The organism is Sphingorhabdus arenilitoris (assembly GCF_042651485.1).
Taxonomy (GTDB): domain Bacteria; phylum Pseudomonadota; class Alphaproteobacteria; order Sphingomonadales; family Sphingomonadaceae; genus Sphingorhabdus_B; species Sphingorhabdus_B arenilitoris.
The window spans coordinates 20,777-45,764 of record NZ_JBHSDH010000011.1; the positions used below are offsets into that span (position 1 = coordinate 20,777).

At 53.9% G+C, this 24,988-nt stretch carries 21 protein-coding genes and 1 tRNA gene; 12 read left to right on the forward strand and 10 right to left on the reverse strand.

The genetic code is table 11. The features are described from left to right. Positions 1 to 70: 70 nt before the first annotated feature. The 3 genes from ACFOWX_RS02855 to pdxH are packed head-to-tail and all read right to left on the reverse strand — an operon-like array spanning position 71 to position 2,498. The gene (locus ACFOWX_RS02855) at positions 71 to 886 is read right to left on the reverse strand and encodes a PhzF family phenazine biosynthesis protein (RefSeq protein WP_381421108.1); all 816 of its coding nucleotides are present in this window, start codon (positions 884 to 886) and stop codon (positions 71 to 73) included. 23 nt (positions 887 to 909) lie between these two features. Continuing rightward, a complete protein-coding gene (locus ACFOWX_RS02860; RefSeq protein WP_381421110.1) occupies positions 910 to 1,893 on the reverse strand; it encodes a cation diffusion facilitator family transporter in 984 nt (327 codons plus the stop codon). Further along, positions 1,890 to 2,498 carry a pyridoxamine 5'-phosphate oxidase gene (gene pdxH / locus ACFOWX_RS02865; RefSeq protein WP_381421112.1) on the reverse strand — a complete coding sequence of 203 codons (609 nt, stop codon included), beginning with the start codon at positions 2,496 to 2,498 and terminating at the stop codon, positions 1,890 to 1,892. Before pdxH ends, ACFOWX_RS02860 begins: the two co-directional genes overlap by 4 nt. Before the next feature lie 55 nt (positions 2,499 to 2,553). Between pdxH and ACFOWX_RS02870 the strand changes: the two genes are divergently transcribed. The 5 genes from ACFOWX_RS02870 to aroC are packed head-to-tail and all read left to right on the forward strand — an operon-like array spanning position 2,554 to position 6,896. Further along, positions 2,554 to 3,030: an ABA4-like family protein gene (locus ACFOWX_RS02870; RefSeq protein ID WP_381421114.1), complete on the forward strand. Its 477-nt coding sequence runs from the start codon at positions 2,554 to 2,556 to the stop codon at positions 3,028 to 3,030. A 55-nt stretch (positions 3,031 to 3,085) separates the two neighbouring features. Then, complete coding sequence (locus tag ACFOWX_RS02875; protein ID WP_381421116.1) at positions 3,086 to 4,009, forward strand: DnaJ C-terminal domain-containing protein; 924 nt, start codon at positions 3,086 to 3,088, stop codon at positions 4,007 to 4,009. Beyond that, positions 4,009 to 4,977, forward strand: coding sequence for a YihY/virulence factor BrkB family protein (locus ACFOWX_RS02880; protein ID WP_381421118.1), 969 nt, complete (start codon positions 4,009 to 4,011; stop codon positions 4,975 to 4,977). The genes ACFOWX_RS02875 and ACFOWX_RS02880 overlap by 1 nt, the downstream gene beginning before the upstream one ends. Before the next feature lie 18 nt (positions 4,978 to 4,995). After that, entirely contained in the window at positions 4,996 to 5,823 is an 828-nt protein-coding gene (fabI, locus tag ACFOWX_RS02885) for an enoyl-ACP reductase FabI (RefSeq protein ID WP_381421120.1), read from the forward strand. Continuing rightward, on the forward strand, positions 5,820 to 6,896 hold the full coding sequence (gene aroC / locus ACFOWX_RS02890) for a chorismate synthase (protein WP_381421122.1): 1,077 nt from the start codon (positions 5,820 to 5,822) through the stop codon (positions 6,894 to 6,896). Before fabI ends, aroC begins: the two co-directional genes overlap by 4 nt. Before the next feature lie 44 nt (positions 6,897 to 6,940). Here aroC and ACFOWX_RS02895 read toward each other — a convergent pair whose 3' ends face one another. Then, positions 6,941 to 8,287 carry a hypothetical protein gene (locus ACFOWX_RS02895; RefSeq protein WP_381421124.1) on the reverse strand — a complete coding sequence of 449 codons (1,347 nt, stop codon included), beginning with the start codon at positions 8,285 to 8,287 and terminating at the stop codon, positions 6,941 to 6,943. 351 nt (positions 8,288 to 8,638) lie between these two features. Further along, positions 8,639 to 10,930 (reverse strand): Rab family GTPase, encoded by a 2,292-nt coding sequence (locus tag ACFOWX_RS02900; protein ID WP_381421126.1) that lies wholly within the window; start codon positions 10,928 to 10,930, stop codon positions 8,639 to 8,641. Positions 10,931 to 11,301: 371 nt separating this feature from the next. On the opposite strand from ACFOWX_RS02900, the gene ACFOWX_RS02905 reads away from it, so the two are divergent. The 4 genes from ACFOWX_RS02905 (at position 11,302) to ACFOWX_RS02920 (ending at position 15,230) form a co-directional block, all read left to right on the forward strand. Then, entirely contained in the window at positions 11,302 to 12,450 is a 1,149-nt protein-coding gene (locus ACFOWX_RS02905; RefSeq protein ID WP_381421128.1) for a tyrosine-type recombinase/integrase, read from the forward strand. Continuing rightward, positions 12,434 to 13,036 carry a hypothetical protein gene (locus ACFOWX_RS02910; protein WP_381421130.1) on the forward strand — a complete coding sequence of 201 codons (603 nt, stop codon included), beginning with the start codon at positions 12,434 to 12,436 and terminating at the stop codon, positions 13,034 to 13,036. Before ACFOWX_RS02905 ends, ACFOWX_RS02910 begins: the two co-directional genes overlap by 17 nt. Positions 13,037 to 13,260: 224 nt before the next feature. Then, a complete protein-coding gene (locus ACFOWX_RS02915) occupies positions 13,261 to 13,467 on the forward strand; it encodes a hypothetical protein (protein WP_381421132.1) in 207 nt (68 codons plus the stop codon). Positions 13,468 to 13,517: 50 nt separating this feature from the next. Beyond that, positions 13,518 to 15,230: a bifunctional DNA primase/polymerase gene (locus tag ACFOWX_RS02920; protein ID WP_381421244.1), complete on the forward strand. Its 1,713-nt coding sequence runs from the start codon at positions 13,518 to 13,520 to the stop codon at positions 15,228 to 15,230. A 132-nt stretch (positions 15,231 to 15,362) separates the two neighbouring features. Here the strand turns inward: ACFOWX_RS02920 and ACFOWX_RS02925 are convergent, their stop codons facing one another. Both ACFOWX_RS02925 and ACFOWX_RS02930 read right to left on the reverse strand, forming a co-directional pair. Further along, positions 15,363 to 15,662: a hypothetical protein gene (locus tag ACFOWX_RS02925; protein WP_381421134.1), complete on the reverse strand. Its 300-nt coding sequence runs from the start codon at positions 15,660 to 15,662 to the stop codon at positions 15,363 to 15,365. Between the two features lie 557 nt (positions 15,663 to 16,219). Continuing rightward, a complete protein-coding gene (locus ACFOWX_RS02930; protein WP_381421136.1) occupies positions 16,220 to 16,840 on the reverse strand; it encodes a hypothetical protein in 621 nt (206 codons plus the stop codon). 493 nt (positions 16,841 to 17,333) lie between these two features. Here ACFOWX_RS02930 and ACFOWX_RS02935 point away from each other — a divergent pair, with 493 nt between their 5' ends. The 3 genes from ACFOWX_RS02935 to ACFOWX_RS02945 all read left to right on the forward strand — a co-directional run bounded on the left by ACFOWX_RS02935 (position 17,334) and on the right by ACFOWX_RS02945 (position 21,636). Beyond that, positions 17,334 to 18,674, forward strand: a complete 1,341-nt coding sequence (locus tag ACFOWX_RS02935; protein ID WP_381421138.1) for a DNA methyltransferase — start codon at positions 17,334 to 17,336, stop codon at positions 18,672 to 18,674. Next, positions 18,675 to 19,919: a DNA methyltransferase gene (locus tag ACFOWX_RS02940; protein WP_381421140.1), complete on the forward strand. Its 1,245-nt coding sequence runs from the start codon at positions 18,675 to 18,677 to the stop codon at positions 19,917 to 19,919. A gap of 235 nt (positions 19,920 to 20,154) precedes the next feature. Then, positions 20,155 to 21,636, forward strand: a complete 1,482-nt coding sequence (locus ACFOWX_RS02945) for a DUF3883 domain-containing protein (protein ID WP_381421142.1) — start codon at positions 20,155 to 20,157, stop codon at positions 21,634 to 21,636. Positions 21,637 to 21,761: 125 nt separating this feature from the next. Here ACFOWX_RS02945 and ACFOWX_RS02950 read toward each other — a convergent pair. From ACFOWX_RS02950 to mrdA, 3 genes are all read right to left on the reverse strand, one after another. Next, positions 21,762 to 21,837 (reverse strand) — tRNA-Lys (locus ACFOWX_RS02950). A gap of 93 nt (positions 21,838 to 21,930) precedes the next feature. Continuing rightward, entirely contained in the window at positions 21,931 to 23,049 is a 1,119-nt protein-coding gene (gene rodA, locus ACFOWX_RS02955) for a rod shape-determining protein RodA (protein WP_381421144.1), read from the reverse strand. Continuing rightward, positions 23,046 to 24,980 (reverse strand): penicillin-binding protein 2, encoded by a 1,935-nt coding sequence (mrdA, locus tag ACFOWX_RS02960; RefSeq protein ID WP_381421146.1) that lies wholly within the window; start codon positions 24,978 to 24,980, stop codon positions 23,046 to 23,048. The genes rodA and mrdA overlap by 4 nt, the downstream gene beginning before the upstream one ends. Between the last annotated feature and the right edge of the window lie 8 nt (positions 24,981 to 24,988).

The window sequence follows — 24,988 nt, forward strand, 5'->3', positions numbered from 1 at the left end:
ACCTTGCATTAGCAGGCTAGTGCAGCGGCTCTTTTCCCCAGAACGCTAATGGGGTCTGAACAAAATTGACTCAAACCTCNATCGTAAACACGCCTTCCACCACGGTCACGCAATTTCCGCTTAGTATAGCTTTGTCTCCGTCCAGACGGCAGCCGAGATAGCCTCCGCGCGCGCTCGCCTGATAGGCGGTGAAGCTGTCGCGGCCCAGTTCCTTCGCCCAATAAGCGGTCAGGACGCAGTGGGCGCTGCCGGTGACGGAGTCCTCATCCACGCCGGCGCCGGGTACAAAGACGCGGCTGACGATGTCGGTGTCGGTCCCGGGCGCGGTCGCGGTGAAGCTGTCGTCGCCGAGTGCCGCCAGCGCCTTCATATCGGGCCGCAGGGCGAGAACCTCGTCGGCGCTCGCATACCGCAGCAAATTATAGTGATCGGGGTTGCGCCATGTGCTGAGCACTTTGCCGCCCATCGCCGCTACCGCTTCGGGCATGGCGGTTTCTTCGGTAAATATCGCGGGCAAGGCCATGTCATAACCGTCACTGCCATCGGCCATTTTTGCGCGTTCAACGGTTAATATTCCGGCCTTGCGCGTTTTGAAGGTCACGATGTCGGTCTCCGCATCCTGCGCCATCACAATATGCGCGCTGGCGAGTGTTGCATGGCCGCACAGACGGATTTCGACCGACGGGGTGAACCAGCGCAGTTCAAAATCGGTCTCGCCGCTGGGGTCGCCGACCAAAAAAGCGGTTTCGGCGAAGTTATTTTCCTCGGCTATTTTCTGCAGCAATTCGTCCGGCAGCCATTCTGGCAATGGCATCACTGCTGCCTGATTGCCGGTAAAGGGCGCACTGGCAAAGGCATCGACATGGAAATAGGGCAGGGTGGTCATTTGGTTTCCTTAAATTTCGGGGATCAATGCTGATGGCTGTGATCATCATGGTGGGCATGATGTTCGACTGTCTCGCTGGGGATATATCCCATTTCGTCCTTGTGGCCTTCGGGATCGGGATGGATCAGCACTTCGACACCGGGAAATTCAGCCATCAGCTTCGCCTCAACCTCATCCATCACGCGGTGGGCCTCTAGCACGGTCATGTTCGGATTGACCCAGACATGAAATTGACAGAAATCATCAGAGCCGCTGGAGCGGGTGCGCAGGTCATGTATGCCTTTCAACTCAGGATGCGTCATCGCCACTTCGATAAATTTCTGACGTTTCTCAATTGGCCATTCGCGGTCCATCAAATGGTCGATGGCAGAGCTTGCCGCCCGCCACGCACCGAAAAGCAGCCATGCAGCAATGCCGAGACCGAACATTGCATCCGCGCCTTTGACAGACAATATGGTGTCGAGGATGATTGCTGCGATCACCGCCATATTAAGAAGCAAGTCGGTTTGATAATGGACATGATCGGCATGGATGGCGACCGATCCAGTTCGTTTTATCACCATCCGCTGATATGCCAGCAGGCCGAGCGTGACCACAATGGCGATCAGCGACACGCCAATCCCATATTCGGCCTCCGTCGTTTGCGCCCCGCCGCGCAGCCGCTCTATCGCCCGCCAGGCAATAGCCAGCGCAGACGCAGCGATCAGCATCACCTGAAACAGCGCCGACAAAGCCTCTGCTTTGCCATGGCCGAAACGATGTTCATTATCGGCTGGCTGCATGGCGTAACGCACGGCAAAAAGCGTGACGAGCGAGGCCACCAGATCCAGCCCAGTGTCTGCCAGCGAGCCCAGCATGGCAACAGACCCCGTTTGCGCGGCGGCAAATAGCTTTATGACGAGCAGGAACAGCGCAACACTGACGCTGGCGATCGCGGCCTTGGTAGTCATCGAGCCATGGCCATGTGTGTGGCTGTGCCCATGATCATGGATATGAACGCCGCTCATGGATAGAGCATCCCTGTGCGCCAGCCATCGCCATCGCGGGTATAGACCCAGCGTTCATGTAGACGAAACTCACGGTCCTGCCAAAATTCGATTGATCGCGGCAGGACAATATGCCCGCTCCAATGCGGCGGGCGAGGCACGTCGCCGCCTGCAAATCGCGCTTCTGCCTCGGCATAGCGAGCCTCAAATGTCGATCGGTCGGGCAGCGGGCGCGATTGATCGGACGCCCACGCGCCCAGCTGTGATTCGCGGGCGCGGCTGGCGAAATAGGTATCGGCGGTTGCATCGCTCACCCGCTCTGCTGGCCCCTCAATCCGTATTTGTCGGCGCAGGCTTTTCCAATGGAATAGCAACGCGACATTGCCATTCACCGCCAGCTCGCCGCCCTTGCGGCTTTCCAAATTGGTGTAGAATATAAACCCGCCGCCATCGGCGCTGCGCCCATCGGCATCCGGTCCATGTCCTTTTAACAGCACCATGCGAACCGATGGTTTTCCATCGGCATCCGCCGTCGCCAATGCCATGGCGTTGCTATCATTAATTTCGCTGGCGCGCGCTTCGGCCATCCATGCGTCAAACAGATCATAGGGTGATTTGGTTTCCATATCGCTATCGATAGGCTAGACCGGTGCAACACAAAAGAGGGAAAGGTAAAATATCATGGGGATAGAATTGCCGTGGGAGACTATTTTTAAGGTCGCCAATGTGGGGATTTTGCCCTTTTGGCTGCTCCTTGCCTTTGGACCGCGGCGGCAAATGGTGCTGCGCGGTATATTTTTACTGGGTAGCGGTTTGTTGGCGGTCAGCTATGCGATATTGATCGTCGGGCTACTCGGCGGTGCTTTTGATGGCGGCGGCGGGGCAGGGGGCAATGCGGACCTAACGACCCTCGCAGGGGCAATGGCGCTATTCGACAGCCCCGGCGGCGCAACCATCGGCTGGATACATTATCTCGCCTTTGACCTATTTGTCGGAATTTGGATCGCCCGCAATGCCGACCGGCACGCGATCGCGCGACTATGGCAGATTCCTTGCTTGTTTCTGACATTGATGTTCGGACCGATTGGATTGTTACTTTATCTTATTTTGCGCAGTTTTCTGGGGAAAAGCTTGGAAAATGGATTCACCCCACGTTGACTCTTGGCGCATCAATACCGATTTAGGCGTATAAGACAGTGTTTGTAGGGTAAAAATGACCGATCCATATTCCATATTGGGCGTTTCTAAAGGGGCGGATGAAAAAGCGATCAAAAGCGCTTATCGAAAGCTCGCCAAGGAACTCCATCCTGACAAGAATAAAGATAACAAAGCCGCCAGTGACCGCTTTTCTCAGGTAACGCAGGCCTATGATCTATTGTCCGACAAGGAAAAACGCGCGCAATATGATCGCGGTGAAATTGACGGGGATGGCAATCCAAGAGGGCCCTTTGGCGGCGGCTTCGGCGGCGGCGGACCGCAAGGGGGATTTGGCGGTTTCGGCGGGCAAGCAGGCGGCGTCGACCTTGGCGACATATTTGAAGGGCTATTTGGCGGTGGCGGCGCAGCGCGCAGCGGGCCGCAAGGCAGCTTTGGCGGGCGCCCATCCGCTCCGCCGCCCAAGGGCGCGAATATCGCCTATAACCATTTGGTATCCTTCACCGATGCCGCCACATTGACGCCGCAACGCATCACGCTGAGCGATGGCAAAACCGTGGAATTCAAATTGCCGCCCGGCATTGTCGCTGGGCAGCAGATACGCATCCCAGGCAAAGGACAGGCTGGCCCCGGCGGCAATGGCGATGCCATGGTCACGATCAAAATTGGCGCGCATCCCGATTTTGTGCGCGATGGCGACAATATCCGCATGAACCTGCCCATTAGCTTGGCGCAGGCGGTGAATGGCGGGAAAGTGAAGGTGCCGACGGTGGACGGCGCGGTCATGCTGACCGTACCGCCTGCGACCAATTCGGGTACAACGCTGCGGATCACGGGGCGCGGCTTTACCGGGAAAAACGGGCAGCGCGGCAATCAATTGGTGACGTTGATGATCCATCTGCCAACCGATCAGGCCGAATTGAAAAAGCTATCCGAAATGCTGTCGGCCAATATTTCTGCAGGATCAAAATCCGGGGCCTGATGTCGGATCATTCCCCCCTCTCTCCCACCGCAAGAGCACGCGCCGCAAGCTCACTCGATAGCGCGGTGCACGGGGGAAGTGAGGCCGCTTGGTTCAGCCATTTGGGAAAACGCGCTCAATCCTATGAGATTGTCAAACGGGTCATTGTCGGCGTCTATAGCGACGGATTTATCCATGCGGGCAATTTTGCGTATTTGTCGCTGGTTGCGTTATTTGCTTTTTGCATCGTTGCCGCTGCTGTCGCCGGTGCATTGGGGCAGACACAAAGCGGGATGGAATTGATTGAGGCCTTTTTTCGCACCGTTCCGCCCAGCGCCGCAGAGGCGCTACGCGGGCCGGTTGAAAATGCGATGCAGGCGCGGTCAGGGCCTCTATTATGGCTGAGCGCAGCCGTCGGCCTATGGACAACCGCCAGCCTGATGGAGGCGTTTCGAGACGTGCTGAACCGCGCCTATGGCACGGAGGGGCAGCGGCATTTCTGGCAATATCGGCTTGTGTCACTGGCCGCGATTATCGTCGGCGTCCTGCTGTCGATGTTCGCATTTAGTGCGCAATTCATTGTGTTGACGTTGGAAGATTTGGTCTATCAATATCTGCCGGTCGCACAAACCGCGTCTGCTTATTTTGCATGGGGGCGGATCATTCCGTTTTTCGCCCTTTTCCTTGCGATTTATGTTGTGTTTCGTGGGCTTACACCGCGCCGCTACCGCCCGCGCCACTTTCCCAAATGGCCCGGCGCGGCATTGGTCAGCCTCTGGTGGCTCGGCTGCACATCGTTGTTGCCGATATTCGTGTCGCAAATGGCCAATTATGATTTGACCTATGGCAGCCTTGCTGGGGTAATGATTGCTCTCATATTTTTCTACCTAATTGGGCTTGGCATGGTTACAGGGGCGCAGCTAAATGCTGCTTTGGCCAATGCCACCGAAACGGCTAGGCAAAATGGCGATAAAAATATTGATGCGTAAATTGGAGTTAGATGGAATATGACAAAGCTGATGCAAGGCAAACGCGGCCTGATCATGGGGCTGGCCAATGATAAGTCGCTGGCATGGGGCATTGCGAAAAAGCTGAAAGAAGCAGGCGCAGAGCTTGCCATCAGCTATCAAGGCGAAGTGATGTTAAAGCGGGTCAAGCCGCTCGCCGAGCAGCTGGGATGTGATATGCTGCTTGATTGTGATGTGTCGGATATGGCCAATCTCGATAAGACTTTTGCCGACCTTGCCGCAAAATGGCCGACTATCGACTTTGTCGTTCACGCCATTGGTTTTACCAATAAAGAGGCTTTGCGCGGCAAATATTATGATGTAGGCCTTGATGACTTTTTGATGACGATGAATATCAGCGTCTATAGTTTTACCGCCGTGGCGAAACGAGCGGCAGCGATGATGCCTGCCTATGACCGCGAAACCGGCACGGGCGGCGGCGCGATGATTACGCTGACCTATTATGGCGCAGAACGGGTGATGCCGCATTATAACGTCATGGGCGTTGCAAAAGCCGCGCTGGAAACGTCGGTGCAATATCTGGCCAATGATGTGGGGCCGCAAGGTATCCGCGTTAACGCGATTTCCGCTGGCCCGATTAAGACGCTGGCCGCATCGGGCATTGGCGATTTCCGCTATATCCTGAAATGGAACGAATATAACGCCCCGCTGCGCCGCAATGTCACGATTGACGATGTGGGCGGCGCGGCGCTTTATCTGCTGTCCGACCTTTCGGCAGGTGTGACCGGTGAGACGCATCATGTCGATGCAGGCTATCATACCGTCGGCATGAAACAGGAAGACGCGCCGGATATTGCACTGACATGAGCTTTAACACATTTGGCCGCGTTTTTCGCTTTACGACCTGGGGGGAAAGCCACGGGCCAGCGCTGGGCGCGGTTGTTGATGGCTGCCCGCCCGGAATTGCGCTGTCGGAGGCGGATATTCAGCCCTTTTTGGATAAGCGGCGCCCGGGCACCAGCAAATATACAACACAGCGGCAGGAACCGGACCAAGTCCGCATTTTATCGGGCGTTTTTGAAGGGCGCACCACGGGCACGCCCATTTCGCTGATGATCGAAAATGTGGATCAGCGGAGCAAGGATTACGGCGATGTCGCAAAGGCATACCGGCCCGGCCATGCCGATTTCACCTATGATGCCAAATATGGTTTTCGCGACTATCGCGGCGGTGGGCGTAGCTCGGCGCGGGAAACAGCGGCGCGGGTTGCGGCGGGCGCGGTTGCCCGTGCGGCGATACCCGAGGTGGAAATCACCGCTTATGTCAGCGAAATTGGCGGCGACCGTATAGATAGGGATAATTTCGAATTTTCCCAAATTGACCAGAATCCTTTTTTCTGCCCCGATGAAGCGGCGGCGAAACGATGGGAGAAGCTGGTCGATGATGCCCGCAAATCGGGTAGCTCGTTGGGCGCAGTGGTCGAATGTGTGGCGAGCGGCGTTCCTGCCGGATGGGGCGCGCCTGTCTATGCCAAATTGGATAGCGAGCTGGCCGCCGCAATGATGAGCATCAATGCCGTAAAGGGCGTTGAGATCGGTGCTGGCTTTGACGCGGCGCGGCTATCGGGTGAAGAAAATGCGGACCGGATGCGGCCCGCAATGGAAGGCAGCAACCATCCCGAATTTTTGGCGAATAATGCGGGCGGTATCGCGGGCGGCATTTCTACGGGACAGCCGGTTATTTGCCGCGTCGCGTTCAAACCAACCAGCTCAATCCTGACGCCAGTGGAAACGATCACACGCGATGGGCAGGCGACCGATATTGTGACCAAGGGGCGGCATGACCCTTGCGTCGGGATACGCGGCGCGCCGGTGGTTGCGGCGATGATGGCATTGGTGCTGGCGGATCAAAAATTGCTCCACCGCGCACAATGTGGTTAGGCCCTCTGATCGCAGGCTATAGCCTAACCACGCCCCAATTTAATTCAGTCTAAAGCGGCTTTACCGAGCACCCGTTCGGTCAATCCTTTGTCGCCATCTACCTGTGCGACAATGGCCACGCTGCCATCGGTTTCGCGCCGAGCGACCAGAATGATAAACTCATCACCCTCCCCGGCAAATTCGGTGATATCGCGAGGCCGTGCGCTGCGCAGCTTGTCGCGCGGATCGGACACTTGTTTGACATGCTCGCCCTTAGCCACCTTTCGGGCTTGGCGTTCGGCCTTCACAATGCCTTTAAGGCCGCCTTCGTGTTTGGATATCAGGTCCGACAGGCCGCCCATCGGTACCGCATTGCGGTGCGCATAATTGAGCGCAGTCGCAAATTCGGTGAGACGGGTTTTGTCATAATTGGTACCAAAGACCAGCTTGGCGACCGGCGTCATTGGCGCGCGTTCCTGCACTTTAACACCCGAATCAGCCAGCAACTCGTGATAGTCTTCCGGGCTTTTTTCGGCGATCAGGGAGAAATCATAGGCGCGGCCAATGGCTTTGTATAAAGTTTCGCGGCTGCGTGCATCTTCGTCCTTTGCGGTGTCGGCGATGCTGCGAGCGGCATATAACCAGTCCGCGAGCGAAGAATCTTCATCCGGTTCTGCCGCTTCTGCAAATTCGGCGCCCAATTCAAACGTGTCAGAACCGGTCAGCTCCAATGGCGGCAAATCAAAATTGTCGCCTGCGGGACCATCGGCCCAAACCGGCACATGTTCTTTGCGCGGGGCGATATTGTGAAGCGCGCTGCTGATCTCTTGTTCCAAAGCGGCGCTTTCACCGCGCGGTGCAGCCTCTTTCCAATTGATCACGCCATAGATGAAATCAATCGTGTCATCATCGGATGAATAGGGCAGCAAGATACCGCGATACATGATGGTCAGACCGCGATCATTGACGAATTCCGCCTCAAAACCAATCGGCGCACGGTTGGCGATGATTTGCAGATAATGATCGGTGATGCGCGAAAGCAAGGACCGGCTGGGCACTTCATCGAGATAGCTCACCTCTTCGCCAAGACCGCATTCGGTGCGCAAGGTCTTGCCGAGATACTCGATCGACGGATTTTCAATGCCCGATGTGAAATCGAGCAGCACGCTATAGTCGCGGAAATCCTCAACCATTTCGGGTTGCAATTCTTCTATGCTGGGGTAATTTTTGTCATGCAGTTGCGAGGTCCAAAAATTATAGGCGCGCACCTGCATCCGGCGCTCATCCGTGCCAATGGCCGGCGGCGCTTCAATGGCTGCATCTTCGGTTTCTTCGGAATCAAAGCTGACATAGCCTGCCTCATCGGCATTATTTTCCGAGCCCAAAGGGTCGATTCCCCGCAAATTATCCATATACTGGTCCTGTTCGCCCATCTGCTGATTGGTTTTCAGCGACCACAATGGCGTTAGATGGTTAAAATGCAGTTAATTGACGCGCAGGATTTGTTGGGCCGATATGCGGTTAAAATCGGATGCCAAAACAGAAAATGGTAGACGCTACAGGGTTCGAACCTGTGACCCGCTGATTAAGAGTTGGCCTTAAGCTCTTGGTATTACGTGGTAACTCGTTGCATTTCATTGCTTGGGACGCACAATTGCGCGGTTTGGACTTTTGCAGTGCGTTGCAGGCTTTTGTGCTCTGTAGCAGCCAATTGTCAGCTTCTGATGCCCCGTTGATGCCCCACTCGATTAAAAGTTTCGGCATTAGCCATCTCCCTTCGATGTATGTGGATGACTGCCCTCCAAGCTGCCACCCGACTTTTCAATGGCGTCCGCCACGAGTTTGCGAACCGCGTTGAGAAATTCAATCGCACTAGGTTTCATTGCCGGACCGGGCACTGGCGCAGCATCATCGAAAATTCCCTTGATCTCTTCAGCACGTTCAAAGGTCGATCCCGGCCCTCTCAAGTCGTATGCCGCATTCCACTGAGGTTGTTCCTGATCGATGATACGGGTGCGGGCAACGTCGTGGAGCGTTGCAAATACCGCCTGCCGCGCATTGGCAAGCGCCTCTTGAGCTTCGTTCTCATCTATTGGCGCGCGGGTCCATTTTGACGGGGCGTCTAGAAACCGTGAGACCTGAGTCTGCAATTCACGGATGACATCCGCGACCGGCTGGAGAGAGCCATAGCTATCCAAGCCGAAGACGACACGACGGTTAAGCGCCTTCACCGTCGCCCAGTGGGCCTTTGGAACATTGGAGCGGGCAGCAAGGCCTAGCCTTGTGGCCCACTGATCATGAAACTTTTGTGTCGCTGCTTGGATCGCAAAATCGAGACCTAAGAGGTTGTAGACCGGTGCGGCGTCGGGCGTCTTGGGTGGTGCAACCGCCTTGAGGCAGCGTTCGACCAAGCGGCGTAGCTCTTTGACGGCTCCGGGTAGTTTGCCCGCGTTCTTGTGAAGTCCACCCAGCATGAAGGCGTCGTTTTCGACGGCCCGCAACAAAGAGTTTGCGACGCCTCCGCCGATGACTTCCTTCAGCGATCCCACGCCGTTGCGAACGGATGCCATAATGTGTTGACGCTTTTCGGCTGGACCGGGAAGATTATCGCCCTTGATCTGGTCGCAGTGCGTGAATGCCACAACCAATTTGCCGTAGTGGCCGCTGGTCCCGACTGCCGATAGGACAGCAAGCGGCGAGGCCTGCATGGGCTGTTCTGCATTGTCGACCAACACGATCACATCGACTTCGGAAAAGCGGCGCGTGATTTTGGTCGTGACACTGGCAGTGCTATCTGCTGTGTGTCCGAGCCCCTGCCCATCGATTAGAACGAGTTGGGGCAGATCGTCAGTGAAGGTCGGGGCGAATGGACCGCGCACGCGGACGCCATCGACCAAGGGCGTTAGCAAGCGTCCGAAAGATGGCGCATAATTGCTGGAGAACCAACGGACCTGCTGAATAAATTCATCTCGATTGTCGGTCTCAAACGACCACTGGATCGGCCAGCCGGACCGCTTCCGATCAAACATCCCCGCGCCGACTAAATCGACTCTGGTCAGAATGTCGTCGATAATGTCATTCACCAGATCGCTGAATAGCGACGACTGCCCAAGCTCCGGTTCAATCAGTTCCAAAGCAGCGTCTTGTTCGTCAGGTTTGGCGGTATCAAATGAAATCTCAAGCTCGGCGAGAATAGGTTTCGCAACCGTTTCCGCAAGCTCGATCACCCGCGCTAGATATGCTTTCAGTCGTTCTTGATGAGTTGCCGCATCGGCTTCCGGCACAGCGTCTAAGTCATCGACTTGTCCCTGCATGCCTGATGATTCACCGTCACCAAAATCCCAATCGTCATCACTTGCGACTTCTTCGGTCGCCTTTCGCTTTTTCCAGCCACCTAAGATGTAGCTCAAACGCAGCCGTTGGTCGGGGTGATTTAGCAGCCTTTCAACAACGCGCTCATCGCTGTCGCCTTCCAGCACTGCCGCACATGCATTGAAAACGCACTCCTCAATGCCCCCTCTTGTATCCGCTTCTGGAAAGAAGGTGACGGCAGCTTGGTACCTCCCAGGAGCGATAATGACTTCGGTGTCTGCGATTGTCGTCTTTGCAGTTGAAGTTGACGGGAAGCGATCTTCATCAGGGTCGGTGCCGATCAATTGGCGAACCAAGGATGTCTTTCCAGCGCCGGTGGTGCCGACTAGGAAAACGCGCGAATAGCCATCTTCACGACCGGGCAACGGCAGCAGCGATTGACGGAGGGCGCGAGTATCTGTTTGAGCCGGTTCGACTTCATCATAAAAGGCATCCACCACTCGGCTGTCGAATTCAACCAACGCTTCAGCACGACGGGTGATGCTCCACCAACGATCGTCGCCAAGAAGCGCATTCATTTGCCGAACAAGGTCGTCTGCCTCATCAGCAGATGTGGTGCCTAGCCCACGCCGCACTTTTAGTCCCGGCTTGTTTCTGGAATCACGCCTCAGCGGATGACGAAAGTTTATACTCCAGCCGGGACGGCCTTGGCTCTGTGATTTTGATGCAGTGTAAGTGGTCATGCTATCCTCGTTGTTCCACGTTGTGGCAACAGAGATAGGTCGTGACTTATCGGGCGTCAAGCTTTTTTGGAACAACGCGGAACAACATTTTTTATGGGCGTATTTCTCCAATGCTCAGCGGGAACCGATATTTCGGAGGCTCGGCTCTAGACCAGAAAGTTGAACGAAATTGCGTGAGAGCGAAAAATGCCCAGCCTGTCGCGCGGCACTTGGTACGCGTTCCGTGCCCGGATTTCGGTTCTAAGCACCCCCGGTTGTCGTCGCTCATGTAGCAGCGCATAGTTTTCTGAAGCATCCCGTCCACGATCAGGATTTCCTTTGAGATTCGGGAAAATCCATGATTATTAATGCGCCGTTGAAAGGAACGGCATATGCGCAAAACGCTCAGCATAAGGGCAATTGAATTATTTAAGCCTCAGGCAAAGCGGTATGAGGTCCATGACCTCTTATGCCCGGGTTTCAGCCTTCGCGTGTTCCCAACCGGCAAGAAAGTGTTCACTGTTAAATATCGCTATGGCTTAAAGCAGCGACGGTTGCCTATTGGCGTTCATCCCCGCATTTCCCTTGCCGAAGCACGCAGCAAAGCTATCGAAGCCTTGCGATTGGTAGATGACGGGATCGATCCCGCCGCGCGTCGTCGCCAGCTTGGAATGAACGTCGAGTCCATCTGCGCTGATTTCATCCGCCAATATGCCCGCCCGCGCAATCGCAGTTGGAAAGAGGCGGAACGCATCCTTGGGCGCGAGTTCGTCGCTGTGTATGGGCAACGCGACATTCGCGAGATCAAACGCCACGACATTCTCGAATTGATGGACGGAGCTATCGAACGCGGCGCGTCCTATCAGGCCAACCGCATCCATTCTAATCTACGCAAGCTGTTTAACTGGTGCATGGAGCGCGGTATTGTAGATGCATCGCCCGTCATGGGAACCAAGCCGCCCACGCGTGAACAGGCGCGGGATCGTGTGCTAACGGATGACGAAATTCGTGCGATGTTGCGTGCTTGTGCCAAAGAGGCTTATCCCTTTGGTCAATTCGTGCCCTTGCTGCTAGCAACCGCGCAACGGCGAGGCGAGGTGTCACAGATGAAGTGGAGCCAAATAGACCTAGTCGCTGAGCATTGGGTGATTCCAGCGGAGTTGTCCAAGAACGGAAAACCGCACGTTGTCCCGCTGAATGACTTTGCATTGCGGTTGCTGGCCGAAGTTCCTCGCTTCGCCGATTGCGATTGGGTGTTTACCACAACGCGGCGTTCACCGATAAGTGGGTTCAGCAAGGCGCTGCGACACATCCACGAACATTCCGAGACTTCGGATTGGCGTTTCCATGACCTTCGCCGCACTGCCGCATCCGGCATGGCAAGGGCCGGGATCGCGCCGCACGTGGTCGAGAAGGTACTCAACCACATTTCAGGGACGATTTCTGGCGTCGCTGCGGTATACAATCGCTATGGCTATGACGCCGAGCGGCGGGCCGCACTCGACAAGTGGGGGAGTTTTCTTGATGGCCTTGGAGAGTGATGGTCCAGTTGACTTGATTGATCCTTTTGAGAAATTGGGGCGGCGAATGGTTCGGGATTGGTCTCCTAGCCATGTTTCGGCAGCACTACCCGGCCAGAGAAGCAAGTTTTCGCGCAAAGTCCATAGTGGCGCGTGGGAGACCCTGTTTGAGCTTTCGCGCTATGCACGCGAAGGGGTATTGCCGCTGTATCCCTATGGCCGTGTGGAGGCCTCAGAACGGATTTCGCCATCGTTGGTGTGGTTGATTTACCCTTTGTATTCGACATCCAAGCAATCATCGCGAGGGCGTGGGCTGGTCGAGTTGGTCGACGGGGCAATGATTGAGGCCGTTGCGGACATCACTTCCTTCAAGCGGGTCTATGAAGCGGACCATCCTCCACTGCCGCGGATGGGGCGGCCGCAGAAATATCCAGACTACTTTTTCGCTGCCATGGCATTTTGGCAAGCAAACCCGGGAATGGTGAAAACTGGAGTGGTCATTGAACACATCAAGACCCATGAACCGATGCTTGACGACGCAGTGCCCAAATCTTCGCGGTATCGACTTGTCGACGGTGCTCGTGTTGCAGCACGCGAAGTCGGCTGACTTTTGAGAATTTCGTTACAATGAGAATTGTGGTGCGCCGCCGCGTGCCGCGTATATTTGGAAGGCTCTTTCCAACAGAAAGGGCTTTTATGAATGACCAATCTAATCCTAATCGTTCACGCCGGCCTTCGCGCTCGCGGCGTAAAACTTCACAATTCGACACTGCTAAGGCTCGAAGCCAAAGGCCTATGGCCCAAAAGGGTAAAGGTAGGCGCAAAGACCCATTGGCTGGCCGAGGAGGTGGACCAGCACATAAAGGGACTGAAGGAGGGGCGGTAATCGTCGCCTTCGTCCGACCTATGCATGATCCCGAAACCGGGCGCGAGTGGGAACGTGTATTTCTATTCGAGGTGGAATCCGAGGATGACATGGCCGCTGCCGAAGCGTGGCTGGAGGAAAACTACTCGCCGAGTAAGGAGGAGGGGCAATGAGGACTGAGACTTTGCGCATTAAGCTTGATAGGAGCGCCAGCGTTTTGGGTATGATGCAATGGTTCGCAGGGCAGGAAATTCCTGTCCTGCCAATCCACGGTATTGTTGATGGCTGCTGCACATGTGGCGTCGATAAATGCACAAGCCCCGGCAAGCATCCGATCAGTTCATTGGTTTCCCACGGGGTCAAGGACGCCACGATCGACCTGAAAACGATCAGGCGTTGGCATCGCAAGTATCCGAACATGAATTATGCTATCGCGACCAAAGGGCTTGCCGTAATCGACTGCGACAGCAAGGCTGCTTTGCAGGCGTTCCGGTCTAGCTATCGTCCGCCGCCGACCTTTACCGTGAAAACCGCGCGCGGCTTCCACTACTACTATCGGGGCGAGATGCATGCGCGGAACGGTGTGCGCAGTAAGCTGGATATCAAGAGTGGTCCCGGTTCTTATGTGGTCGGGCCGGGGTCGCGACATGCGTCCGGGGCTATCTACGCGGTGTGGGAAGATGAACCGATTGCGGACTTGCCCGACAACGTCGCCAGTATTGCAGCAGAGCCACCAGAAGATAAAACTGCCAACAACACGTCGCTAATCCCGAAAGGTCAGCGAAATACCATTTTGACAGGTTGGGCGGGCTATTTGCGTCGTCTTGGTGCTCCTAGTAAAGCGATATTGGATACTCTGCGCGCTGCAAACGACGCGCTTTCCGATGACCCATTGCCGGACAGCGAACTGCGATCCATCGCCCGTAGCATATCAAAAAAACCCGGTAAGGAATGGCCTACTTTGGTGCCGTTTTCGGAAGTGCCAGAGGAAGAGTTGGATTGGATTTGGTATCCCTATATCTGCGCTGGAACTGTTGGATTGCTTGACGGCGACCCGGGGGAGGGGAAGAGTCAGCTATGTGTCTGGGTCTGCGCTCGCGTTAGTCAAGGCGATCTATTGCCCAACGGCGATCCTATGCCGCCAGCCAATTGTTTCCTGTTTAATTTCGAAGATCTGCCCGGTGCAGTAATTCGAAAGCGGCTCGAGGCAAACGGGGCCGACCTATCGCGGGTGTTCATCCAATCGCGCCGCTTCCAGCTGACGCAGGAAATGGTCGATTGGTTGGAGGCGCAAATTGCGAAGCACAAGCCTCGGCTGGTCTTCCTCGACCCAATACAGGCTTTCATGTCGGGCGTTGATGCCAGCAACAACATTGAAGTCCGGGGCTTCATGGAAAAGCTAGTCGAGATTGCCGAAAGACAGCGGTGCGCGATCATCACCGTCAGGCACTTTGGCAAAGGCCCGCAAGACAGGGCGATGAAGAAAGGTATAGGTGCAACCGACTTTGTTGGTATTGCCCGCAGTCAATGGGGGTTAGCCCGACGCCGGGACGGTGTGCGCGGCTTTATCGTATTCCACTTCAAGGCAAACTCAGAAAAAGGTCAAGCTATGCTCTTTACCATGGGCGATGCCGATGGACGCAAAGGCGAACAGCCGAAGATTACCTTCGACCGTTTTGAGGATATCGATGCTGACACCTTTTTTTCCGAACCGTTAGCTAAACGTGGACCAGTCCAAAATGAGCAGGAAGACGCTAAGGGATATCTGGCAGAGCGTCTCACAGATGGACCTAAGCCGGTGAAGGCGCTCAAAACTGACGCTGAAGCGCGAGGAATAGGTTCCTCGACTCTAAACCGTGCAGCGGACGCCTTGGGCGTGATCAAGGCCAAGGGCGAGGATGGCCGGTGGTACTGGTCAATCCCGCCTGAGGGCTGATCTACTTTCCAAGATTCCAAGTTTTCATGCCGGGGGTTGAATGTGTCGCTTTCACACGAATACATGCGGCTTCCGGCATTTTTTTTTGCGTCATCGTCGGTGGTGAAAACATGGAAACTTGGAAAGTGGGCGTTATACCGCAGGGGTGGAAGACAGAGCCTTGCGGGCTTCCTCCAGCGCTTTCGATCCCGGCGTCCACTGCCATGGCTGGCGGGCGATGTGATCCTTGCCTAATGTCGGGTAGAGTTTGGTCTGCTTCGCAGCGAGCCGAAGCAGCAAACGGGCGTCACGCGGTGTCATCTTCATTTCGCGGGCGAGCTGGTCGAGTGTGACCATGTTCGGGGCGTCCTTGGCAGCGGTCGCCTTCTTCCCAGCATCGGGTTGCACCTTTACAGCTGGGGCAGGGACGGTCGGGATCGTCGTATCGGTCATGTCGTTTACTCCTTGGGTGTTGAACGACCTTTCCATTAAGACGGGTCGGGACGGCGTGTCAGGCCAAATCCCAGATTCGAGGTAAAAGTGGGCAAGTTTGTAATTTATCGAGAGATGATCGCGCGATTGGAAGCAGCGATTGCTTGCCGATATTTTCTTGAGGCTTCTTGGTATGCGTATGCACTTCTTGAAGATCGATTGATATCATTGCTCGAGTCGAGTGGCGGAAATCCAAGCATGCGAATGATGGGACCAAAAATCGGTGCTCTGCAAACTAGGGCAGCATCAGATTCTTCGCTGGCCGCCAATTTCGAGTATACGCGGCTTAACGCGTGGAAAGATGCGCGCAACGATCTGATGCACGCCATGGCAGAAGGATCAATCCCAATAGGCGACATAGATCTTCGGGCAGAAGCGCTGGCCATAGAAGGTGCCTCTTTGGTTCGGCTATACAGCGCAGCAGCTCGACGTCAGAAGCGGAACGTTGGGAGGACCCGCTGATATTGAATCAGATGGTCGATGCGACCAAACACTTGGACATCCGTATCTCGGGCGAGCTACAGTCTTTCGCCGGGCATCTGAGGGGAACCAGACCGGTCCGCAAGGGCGCGCAGCCGATCAAGGTATAGCGTCTTCGCTTCATACTCCGCATTGTGAAGGCGTCTCACGGTATCGATCCGATTGCGCCCTCGCGGTCGTGGTTGACCACCCGGCCCGCCTAGTCGGCTGCGCAGCTTTTCGGCCTTGCGGCGAGCGCGGGAAACGTCGTTCATGCCCTGCACCGCATAGTTCAGCCGTTGCGCCTCGCGTGAGCCGAACCGGCCTCTGGCATAATAGATCACTTCACATCGCCGCGCCGTAAACGGGCAGATGAAATAGCAACGATAGCCGCCAAACGGTGTTGGCATCATTTCGATGGCAACATGCTGCTTGATGGCACCATCGGGCATATCGCCCCAAATTGTCATGCTGCCGCCACGCTCAATGTCGCTGAGATCGACGCGAAGGCGCGCGCTAGCAGCACTGAGGCCGTTAATTGTCCAGCAAACGATGTCGATGATACATTCGCCCTGACAAACGAGGCCTATTCGCCGCAAAACGCGAATGTCGAGTGCCAACATTTCCTCGACATTGCCAATCTGTGTTGATCGCCGTGCACCTGATCCGATGCCACCCATGAAAGCCTCCTACATTTCGGACCGGATTATACATCGAGAGCGTCCACGTCTCAGGCCTAAAATCCGGCTCTGCAAGTAGCGGCTTTGAGTCTCTCAAGCTAGCTATTCAACGAAATACTGTGGATTGGGGCAGGTAAGATGTCAGTCGAGTACGGTAACAGACGTTCTTTAGCGGTACCGCAGTTGGGCGTTAATTTGGATATCTCAACGCAGGGATAATGCTCCACTGCTGCCCTATTGTGCTAAGCGGCCTGCCGAAGCAGGCGCTGCCCATCATTGTGCTCTCTCTGGCTGTCGATGGAAACGCTTTGCACGAAATAGTTTGATTAAGATCAGGCGAAATGCCCTGCTCACCCAGCTTTCCATTGCCTGCACGACATACCTGTCCCATACACGCCAGCGACACGGCGAAAGAGTTTGTTGTTCGAGTGCCTGATGTGTGTACCGGCATCTGCGTCGATTTTGGGGTGAACAAATGAAAGGTGTGAACGCAATGATCGATTTTGCTAAGAACTCTGGAGCAACAGCTTCACGATACGGCGAAATTTTGCACAGCTACGCGGCTATTGAAAACCAGACCGTTATCGAAAATGAAGATGCTCGAACGACCTATAGGTCGGCAGTGAACTTTATCGAATCAATGCAAGTTTCAAGGCACCGGTGGTTTCCGTATAAGGAAGGGTTCTCCCCCAGTTTTGTGCGTGAATTTATCGGTGAGTTTGCACATGAAACAGGCATCATTTTTGATCCGTTTTCCGGTTCTGGCACCACAGCTTTGGTGGCTGCTGGCATGGGTAGACCAGCGATAGGTTTTGATGTGAGCGCGTTGACAACCTTTATTGCTCGCACAAAAGCTCTTGTGCTTGATGAATCCGAACTTGCTCTGTTCAGGCTGGCAATCGAGGAGTTCAAAAGTGTGCCGCTGCGGAAAATGGCTACTCAGCCGGAAAATGCGACAGTTTGTAGCTACTTTTACCCAGAGCACTTAGCTGCGCTGCTAAGGGTCAAGGCATATTATCGAGACGTTTCCAATGCCTCTGTCGCATCGCTCATCAAGCTTGCATTTCTCGGTGCGATCGAGCCTTTTTCTACTCATCGTAAAGCCGGAAATGGGGTCAAGCGAAAGAAGAAATTTTCCCGACCGCCCAACGAAGAAATAGCGTTTGACGAAATCCGTCAATTCGTAGTTCGTCAGTTAGAAATATACTTTGAAGATATCAAAAGTGACAGTATTTTCAATCCGCCTGAATATCGACTAAAATCATCTTTGAATGAAAGTGGATTTGCTTTCGATGAAAAAATCTCATGTGTTTTGACATCGCCTCCCTATGCAAACTGTTTCGATTACAGCAAAATATATATGTCGGAACTTTGGCTGGGCGATTTTTTTCAAAACAAAAACGATCAAGCCGACTTTCGGACCCAGTCTGTGCGTTCACACGTACATGCAAGTTGGGATCCGCGCAATTCGGAGTTCGGTTCCGATTTGGTTGATCGGCTCATCAAACCTCAGATTGAGGAGCAGAAGTTATGGTCCCCGAAGATTGGAACTATGCTATCTGGATATTTTCAGGATCTAGGTCATTTCCTCGTTGCAATAAAGCCCATGCTCGCGGCTGGCGCACCTCTTGGCTTTGTGGTGGGAAATTCATTCTATGGTGGTGTTACGGTAGCGACTGACCTAATACTTGCTGACCTCGCACGCAAGCATGGCTATGCGATTGACAGAATTCGAGTTTATCGCGGGGTCATTCCTTCGTCACAACAGTATCGAAATATGGGCGCCAATCGCAAATACATGCGTGAAAGCCTAGTGGTTATCAGGAACGCTTGAATGTTGGATAGAAGATTTATCTCGTCTCAATCCTGGGGCGCCAATATTGAATTTCCGTCGAGTAGAGAGCTTAGAGGGTCACCACATTATGTGGGGGGACGTTACCCCTGTAGAAGCGTTGCCTTTGTGCCGCGAATGATCCTTCAGAAAACTGCCGAAGTAAAGCGCGACTTTGCCGTCCTTGATCCGTTTATGGGGTCAGGCACGACAGCTATCGAAGCAGGCACCCTCGCGAATGCCGTTTATGGTGTTGAAGTTGATGCTTATGCGAGACTTATTGCGACGGCCTCCACCACTCCCCTGAGTAGGCAATCGATAGAACGTTTGTATCGAGTATTGGATGATATTGAAAAGGCTGGCGCTGTCGCCGGCGATCCCAAACTAAGGCCTTCACTGGCTAATATCGAATATTGGTTCACCGAACAAAGTTTCGACGAACTGCTGTCGCTCAAAAGTTATCTCTTTGGATTAGGGCTCGACGTAGCGGAGCATAATCTGCTTCTCACGGCTTTTGGTGACATTATTCGAGCCTGTTCAAAAGCTGAGCGACAGTCTCTCAAGCCATATATCTCGACCAAATATGACAAGCAGATCAAGCCTACCATTCCGGAATTTCAAAAAGTTGCGCGGCAGTACCTTAATGCAATTGAAAAACTCGATCCTACTGATTTTTGTGCGATTGAGTGGCTGGGCCATGATGCGACCGCCTTTGAGGCGGAAGCTCCTATCGATCTCGCGATCACGTCACCGCCATATATTAACGCGATGGACTATACGCGCTGCATCAAGCTTGAGAGTGCCTGGATTGGAACTTGTGACGACGCATCGCTACAAAAGACAAAATCTTTGCAGTTGGGAGAAGCTTCACGGCGTCATCAATCTGTTGAAAATTGGATAGACGAGCTTTGCCGAAGCAAATTTGGTCGCTTGCTTGAGTTGGATAATGCGCGGTTTGGAACTGCTGTTGCATATTTCGATGATATGGCGAAAAATTTAAGTTCCGTACAGCAAGCGTTGACCGAGGACGGCAAATATTATCTAATAATCGGCAATAGTCGATTACGCGGCGTGGAGATTGAAACGCACCGAATCATTGCAGAGATCGCGATAATGCTGGGTTTTGACTGGTCTGGCTATTTTACTTACAAAATCAAAGATCATCGCACCTCAATTCCTCGAGGTGATCGCGGTGGAAAAATTGACATTGAGCATGTCGTCGAGCTGACCAAGAATAAAAACTCGTAGATTAAATCGATCTATGATGCCAATCTGAGCCATCCGGCAAATGGGGTGGGGCATGGTCAGCAGTCAATTCTTATATTCCTATACCGACCAGCTTGTTAGTGGCGACCTGGTTGATTGGGTCGAAGGGCCCTTGGCGTCGGTTCCGCCTCCGCAATATAGGCTGAGCACAGGCTTTCAGGAAACTTTAGGCGCTTCGTCGTCTGGAACCCGTACGCGTGCGCTAGAAGGATACAATTTGGGCTTACTAACCGGTCGCTTGGTTAGGGCACAAGCTGGATCGGTCGGGGTTCCGCTTGGCTGGGCTGCGGTTATCGATGGCCAGCTTCCGCTGACAACGCTCGGTAATTATTCGTATATTGTTGGGCGCGCGTGGCGCGATGGAGAAACGGCTGAACTTGATGCTGCACTCGACTTGCTGGCATGTAGCCAAATTCTTCATGTTGGCTTTAAAGCTAATGATCGATGGTTCGTCACAGCATCTCTTATGGCAACAATAAAAGCGCAGCTCGAACTCCAGCTTGGCAAGCAGCTAACCGATAACGAGTTGCGCTATCTGTCAGGAGCGGTGATCAACACGCTCGATAGTGCCGACCGCAACCTGATCTTACAACCCTATATTGACAGATCGTCAGTGAACGAACTTCTATTCGATTTTGAGAATAAACCAAATAAGAAATTCAATCTGCAAGATATTCCTGAAATTGTATCGAACAATGAAATTAACATTAATGAGATAGCCAAAGCGAAGGCTGCCTTGTTTTGGGCCCAAGCACAGCGTGGGATTTATTCGCGAGCAATGCGCTCCGCCGGATTTGATGTTATAGCCGAGTTCACGAAGGTCGATCAGAAATTAGCTGCGTTGGGAAAGCCTAATCTTCTAACATCGATTTTTGAAGATATTGCAGAGTCGAGAGCAAATCCGGGCATTTTTCGAGTGGCTGCTGAGCAATTCTCCGAGCATAGCGATCTGATCACTGAGTGGGACAATTATGAAGAGCAGCTGCTCGAGCTTGTCAATAAAATTGCAGAGCAAACTGACATTGAGAATGCCCCGAAAATTTGGAAAGCGATTCAAAAGTCTCTGCACAATTCTAACAATGCACCCGAGATCGAAGGTGACGCGATGCCGCCCGGTGAGACGGGTGATCAAGTTTCGCCCAGTGATGAAATGTCGTCGCTGGATGATGAAACAAATTCAGATCTGGCGAGCATTGCAGCCTATATAGTCGAGGCCTTTGAGGAACTTTTGGAAGATCAGCCTGAGCCATCAAAACAGCCGCAGAAGGCTAAAGCTGGCTCAAAAGTTGCCAAGACAGATCACGCCAAGAAAGATGCCAAAAACAGAAAGCTCGGTTTCCAAGGCGAGCAATTCGTTGTGGAATATGAAAAAGCACGGTTGGTCCGCACCGGAAGAGATGACCTTGCCCAAAAGGTTGAATGGGTATCCAAAGAGATTGGCGATGGCTTGGGGTATGACATCCTTTCTTTTCAGGAAGATGGAACCAAGTTTCACATCGAAGTGAAGACAACAAATGGGGGTAAAGCAACACCATTCTACATTTCTGTGAACGAACTTGAGGTGTGGCGCGACAAGGTTGACAATTATTGCCTATACCGCGTTTTTCGGTTTGCCAAAGGCCCAAAGCTCTTTGTGATTTCTGGGGATCCAATTATCGCACTTAAATTGGAACCAATGACATTCCGCGCGCGTGTGTGAACACCTTGTGAAATCGATCTATGATTAGATTTCTAGCCTAGAGTTTTCATATCGGTCTCTGGTGCCCAATCGGGACCCCGATCAACTAAATAGCCCACACGCCCGATCCAAGTCATTGAAAGAAATGGTAGACGCTGAGGGGTTCGAACCCACGACCCGCTGATTAAGAGTCAGCTGCTCTACCAACTGAGCTAAGCGTCCACATTTTTTGAGGAGCAGACATGATATCACATCATTCCGCTACGACCGAGGATTTGGTGCTTTATACGGTCAATGTCAAGGGCTGCGGCGCTGCTATCCTGCGAATTTGCCTTGGCGGGATCCTGGATGCCGCTCAATCGACATGATAATCCCAATGCATAGCATCATGGTCAGCATATTATTGCCGCCATGGCTCATAAACGGAAGCGGTAGGCCAGCGACCGGTGCAAATCCCACCACCATCAACAGGTTAATCGCCGCATAGAAAAATATCGTGCAAGTCAGCCCGGCCGCCACCAGCTGCCCATAACGGGATTTGCTGGCCATAGAGACGCGCAAGCCCCAGCGGAACAGCAGGAACAGGCAGAATAGCGTGAACAGCCCGCCCATCAGGCCCCATTCCTCGGACATGGTGGCAAAGACGAAATCGGTGTGACCTTCGGGCAAATAATCCAAATGGCTTTGCGTGCCATTGCCAAAACCTTTGCCGAATATACCGCCCGAACCAATCGCAATTTTCGATTGAGTGATATGGTATCCTGCGCCTAGCGGATCTTTTTCTGGATCCAGGAATATCAAAACGCGATTTTGCTGATATTCCTTCATCCCGAAAAAATAGACGAGCGGCGTAAGGACCGCTAATGCGCCGCCAGCCCCCAAAAAATAGATCAGCGGTAAGCCCGCCAGAAAGCCGACGACGGCTACACCGAAAATATAGGCGATGGAAGAGTCCAAATCAGGTTGCAGGATCACCAGCGCACTGGGTAGGGCAATGAGCAGGCCAAGCGGCCATATTGCGTCAAAGCTGTTAATCTTTGTCGCCGGTAGCCGGTCAAAAAACCATGCAGCCGCAAGCACGACCGCTGGTTTCATCAGCTCAGACGGCTGGATCGTCATAAATCCGATGTTGATCCACCGCTGACTGCCGCCGCCAACTTGCCCGATCATTTCCACAATGAACAGCATCGCCAAAGTACCAACGTAAATCGGCCAGGTGAGTTTTTTCCAAAAATCCAATGGAAACCGGGACATTACAATGGCCATCGCCAGAAAAACGAGGAAGCGGATCATATGCTGCCCGGCCCATGGCTGAAAACTTCCGCCGGCCGCCGAATAAAGCACCATAGTGCCAAAGCTGGTCATGGTGAATAACAGCAGGATTAGACGCCAAGGCAGCGAGGCGATAGGGGCAGGAATGATGCCGCGTGTCATATCGGGTCGGCCTCTTTTTTCTGCGCGGCTTCGCTGTCGGCTTTGCTTGGTCCATTGCTGGCTGCGGTAAAGGCAGCGAGCGAACGCGCCATGCGTTGTTCCGGTGTGCCGCCCCAGCCTGCTTCAAGCGATTCAAGCGTCGCCATCGCTTGTTCCCGGTCATAGAGGAATGTCAGCACATCCTTGGCCACCGGAGCCGCAGCGCGTGCGCCTCCCATCCCATGTTCGATAACAACCGACGCGCCATAACGGGGGTTTCCCACCGGCGCGAAACATACGAACAGACCATGGTCGCGGTGCTTCCAAAGCCCGCCTTTGCCCCGGTAACTGCCGGTGATAGCTCGCACCTGCGCCGTACCGGTTTTGCCCGCCAATTTCACATCGGGGATATCAAGGCGGCTCCGCACCGCTGTGCCTGCCCCATTGACGACCAAATCCATACCATCGCGCGCCACCGCCAAATGTTCCTCAGGAAAAGGCAAGTGCGGCGCGGCTTTACGCTTTTTATAAAGGATATGGGGATCGACCTTTAACCCCGATGCAATTCGCGCCGCCATAACCGCCAGCTGCAACGGGCTGGTCAGCACATAGCCCTGACCAATCACGGCATTCAGCGTATCTGACCGGGCCCACTCTTTATCATATTTGCGCTTCATCCATTCGCTATCGGGGATGGTGCCATAATATTGCGATTGGAAAGGCAGATCAAATTCCTGACCCAGTCCAAACTCGCGGGCCACAGGCGCGATTGCGTCATAACCAACGCGGTTGCCCATCGAATAGAAATAGGTGTTACAGCTTTTCATGATCGCATTGCGCATATTCATCGTGCCATGATGGCCGAGGCATTTGAACACACGGTTGCCAAGCCGGTAACCCCCGCCGCAAAATACGGTTTCATCGGGGTCAATACCATGTTTTTGGAAAGCGACCGCAGCCATCGGTTTCAAAGTCGATCCGGGGGGATAGAGCCCCTGCAATGATTTATTGAGCAGCGGGATATGATCATCTTCGCGCAGCCATTTATATTCGAGCGAGCCAATGCCATCCGAGAAACTATTGGGGTCAAAGCTCGGCATGGACACCATGCACAATAGATCACCGGTCCAACAATCAAAAATTATCACCGATCCCGATTCTTGTCCCAAACGCCGGGCGGCATAATTATGGAGATCAATGTCGATCGTCAGCTGCACTGGGTCGCCCGGAATATCGCCTTTGGTGCTAAGATCACGGACGATTTTACCGCGTGCGGTCACCTCCACCCTTTTTGCGCCGGGTGTCCCCTTCAATTGTTCCTCATAACTTTTCTCAAGTCCGGCCTTACCGATTTTGAAACCTGGCGTGATCAACAGGGGATCGCGTCGCTCCTGATATTCTTCGGCCGATACAACGCCGACATAGCCGATTAAATGACCGACGGCCGGGCCGCTGGGATAATAGCGGGAAAAACCCTGCCGCGGGGATACACCGGGCAGTTCGGGCAAACGCACGCTGACCTTGGCATAGCTATCATAATCTAGGCCGTCGGCCACTTGGATTGGCTGAAACCCCTTTGCCTTTTTCAATTCCCGGCTGACCCGTTCGGTGGCATCCTGCGACAGGTTCAACAGCTTGCTCAGCGTAGCAACGGTTTTTTCTTTATTGACCACACGTTCAGGGATCAAATCGACCCGAAAATCGGCGCGGTTGGTGGCGATGGGCTTGCCGTAACGGTCGATAAACCAGCCCCGGCGCGGCGGAATAAGCGTCAGATTAACCCGGTTGCTTTCCGACAATAGCTTATATTTTTCATTTTCCGCCACCGCAATATAGGCCATGCGAGCGGACAGCACGAGCCCAAGCGCCGCCTGCACGCCGCCGATGAACATGGTTCGGCGCGTGAAAGTAAAATTTTGCTGGGCAGAAGAAACCGGCTTGGGAGATTTCATGACAGGGC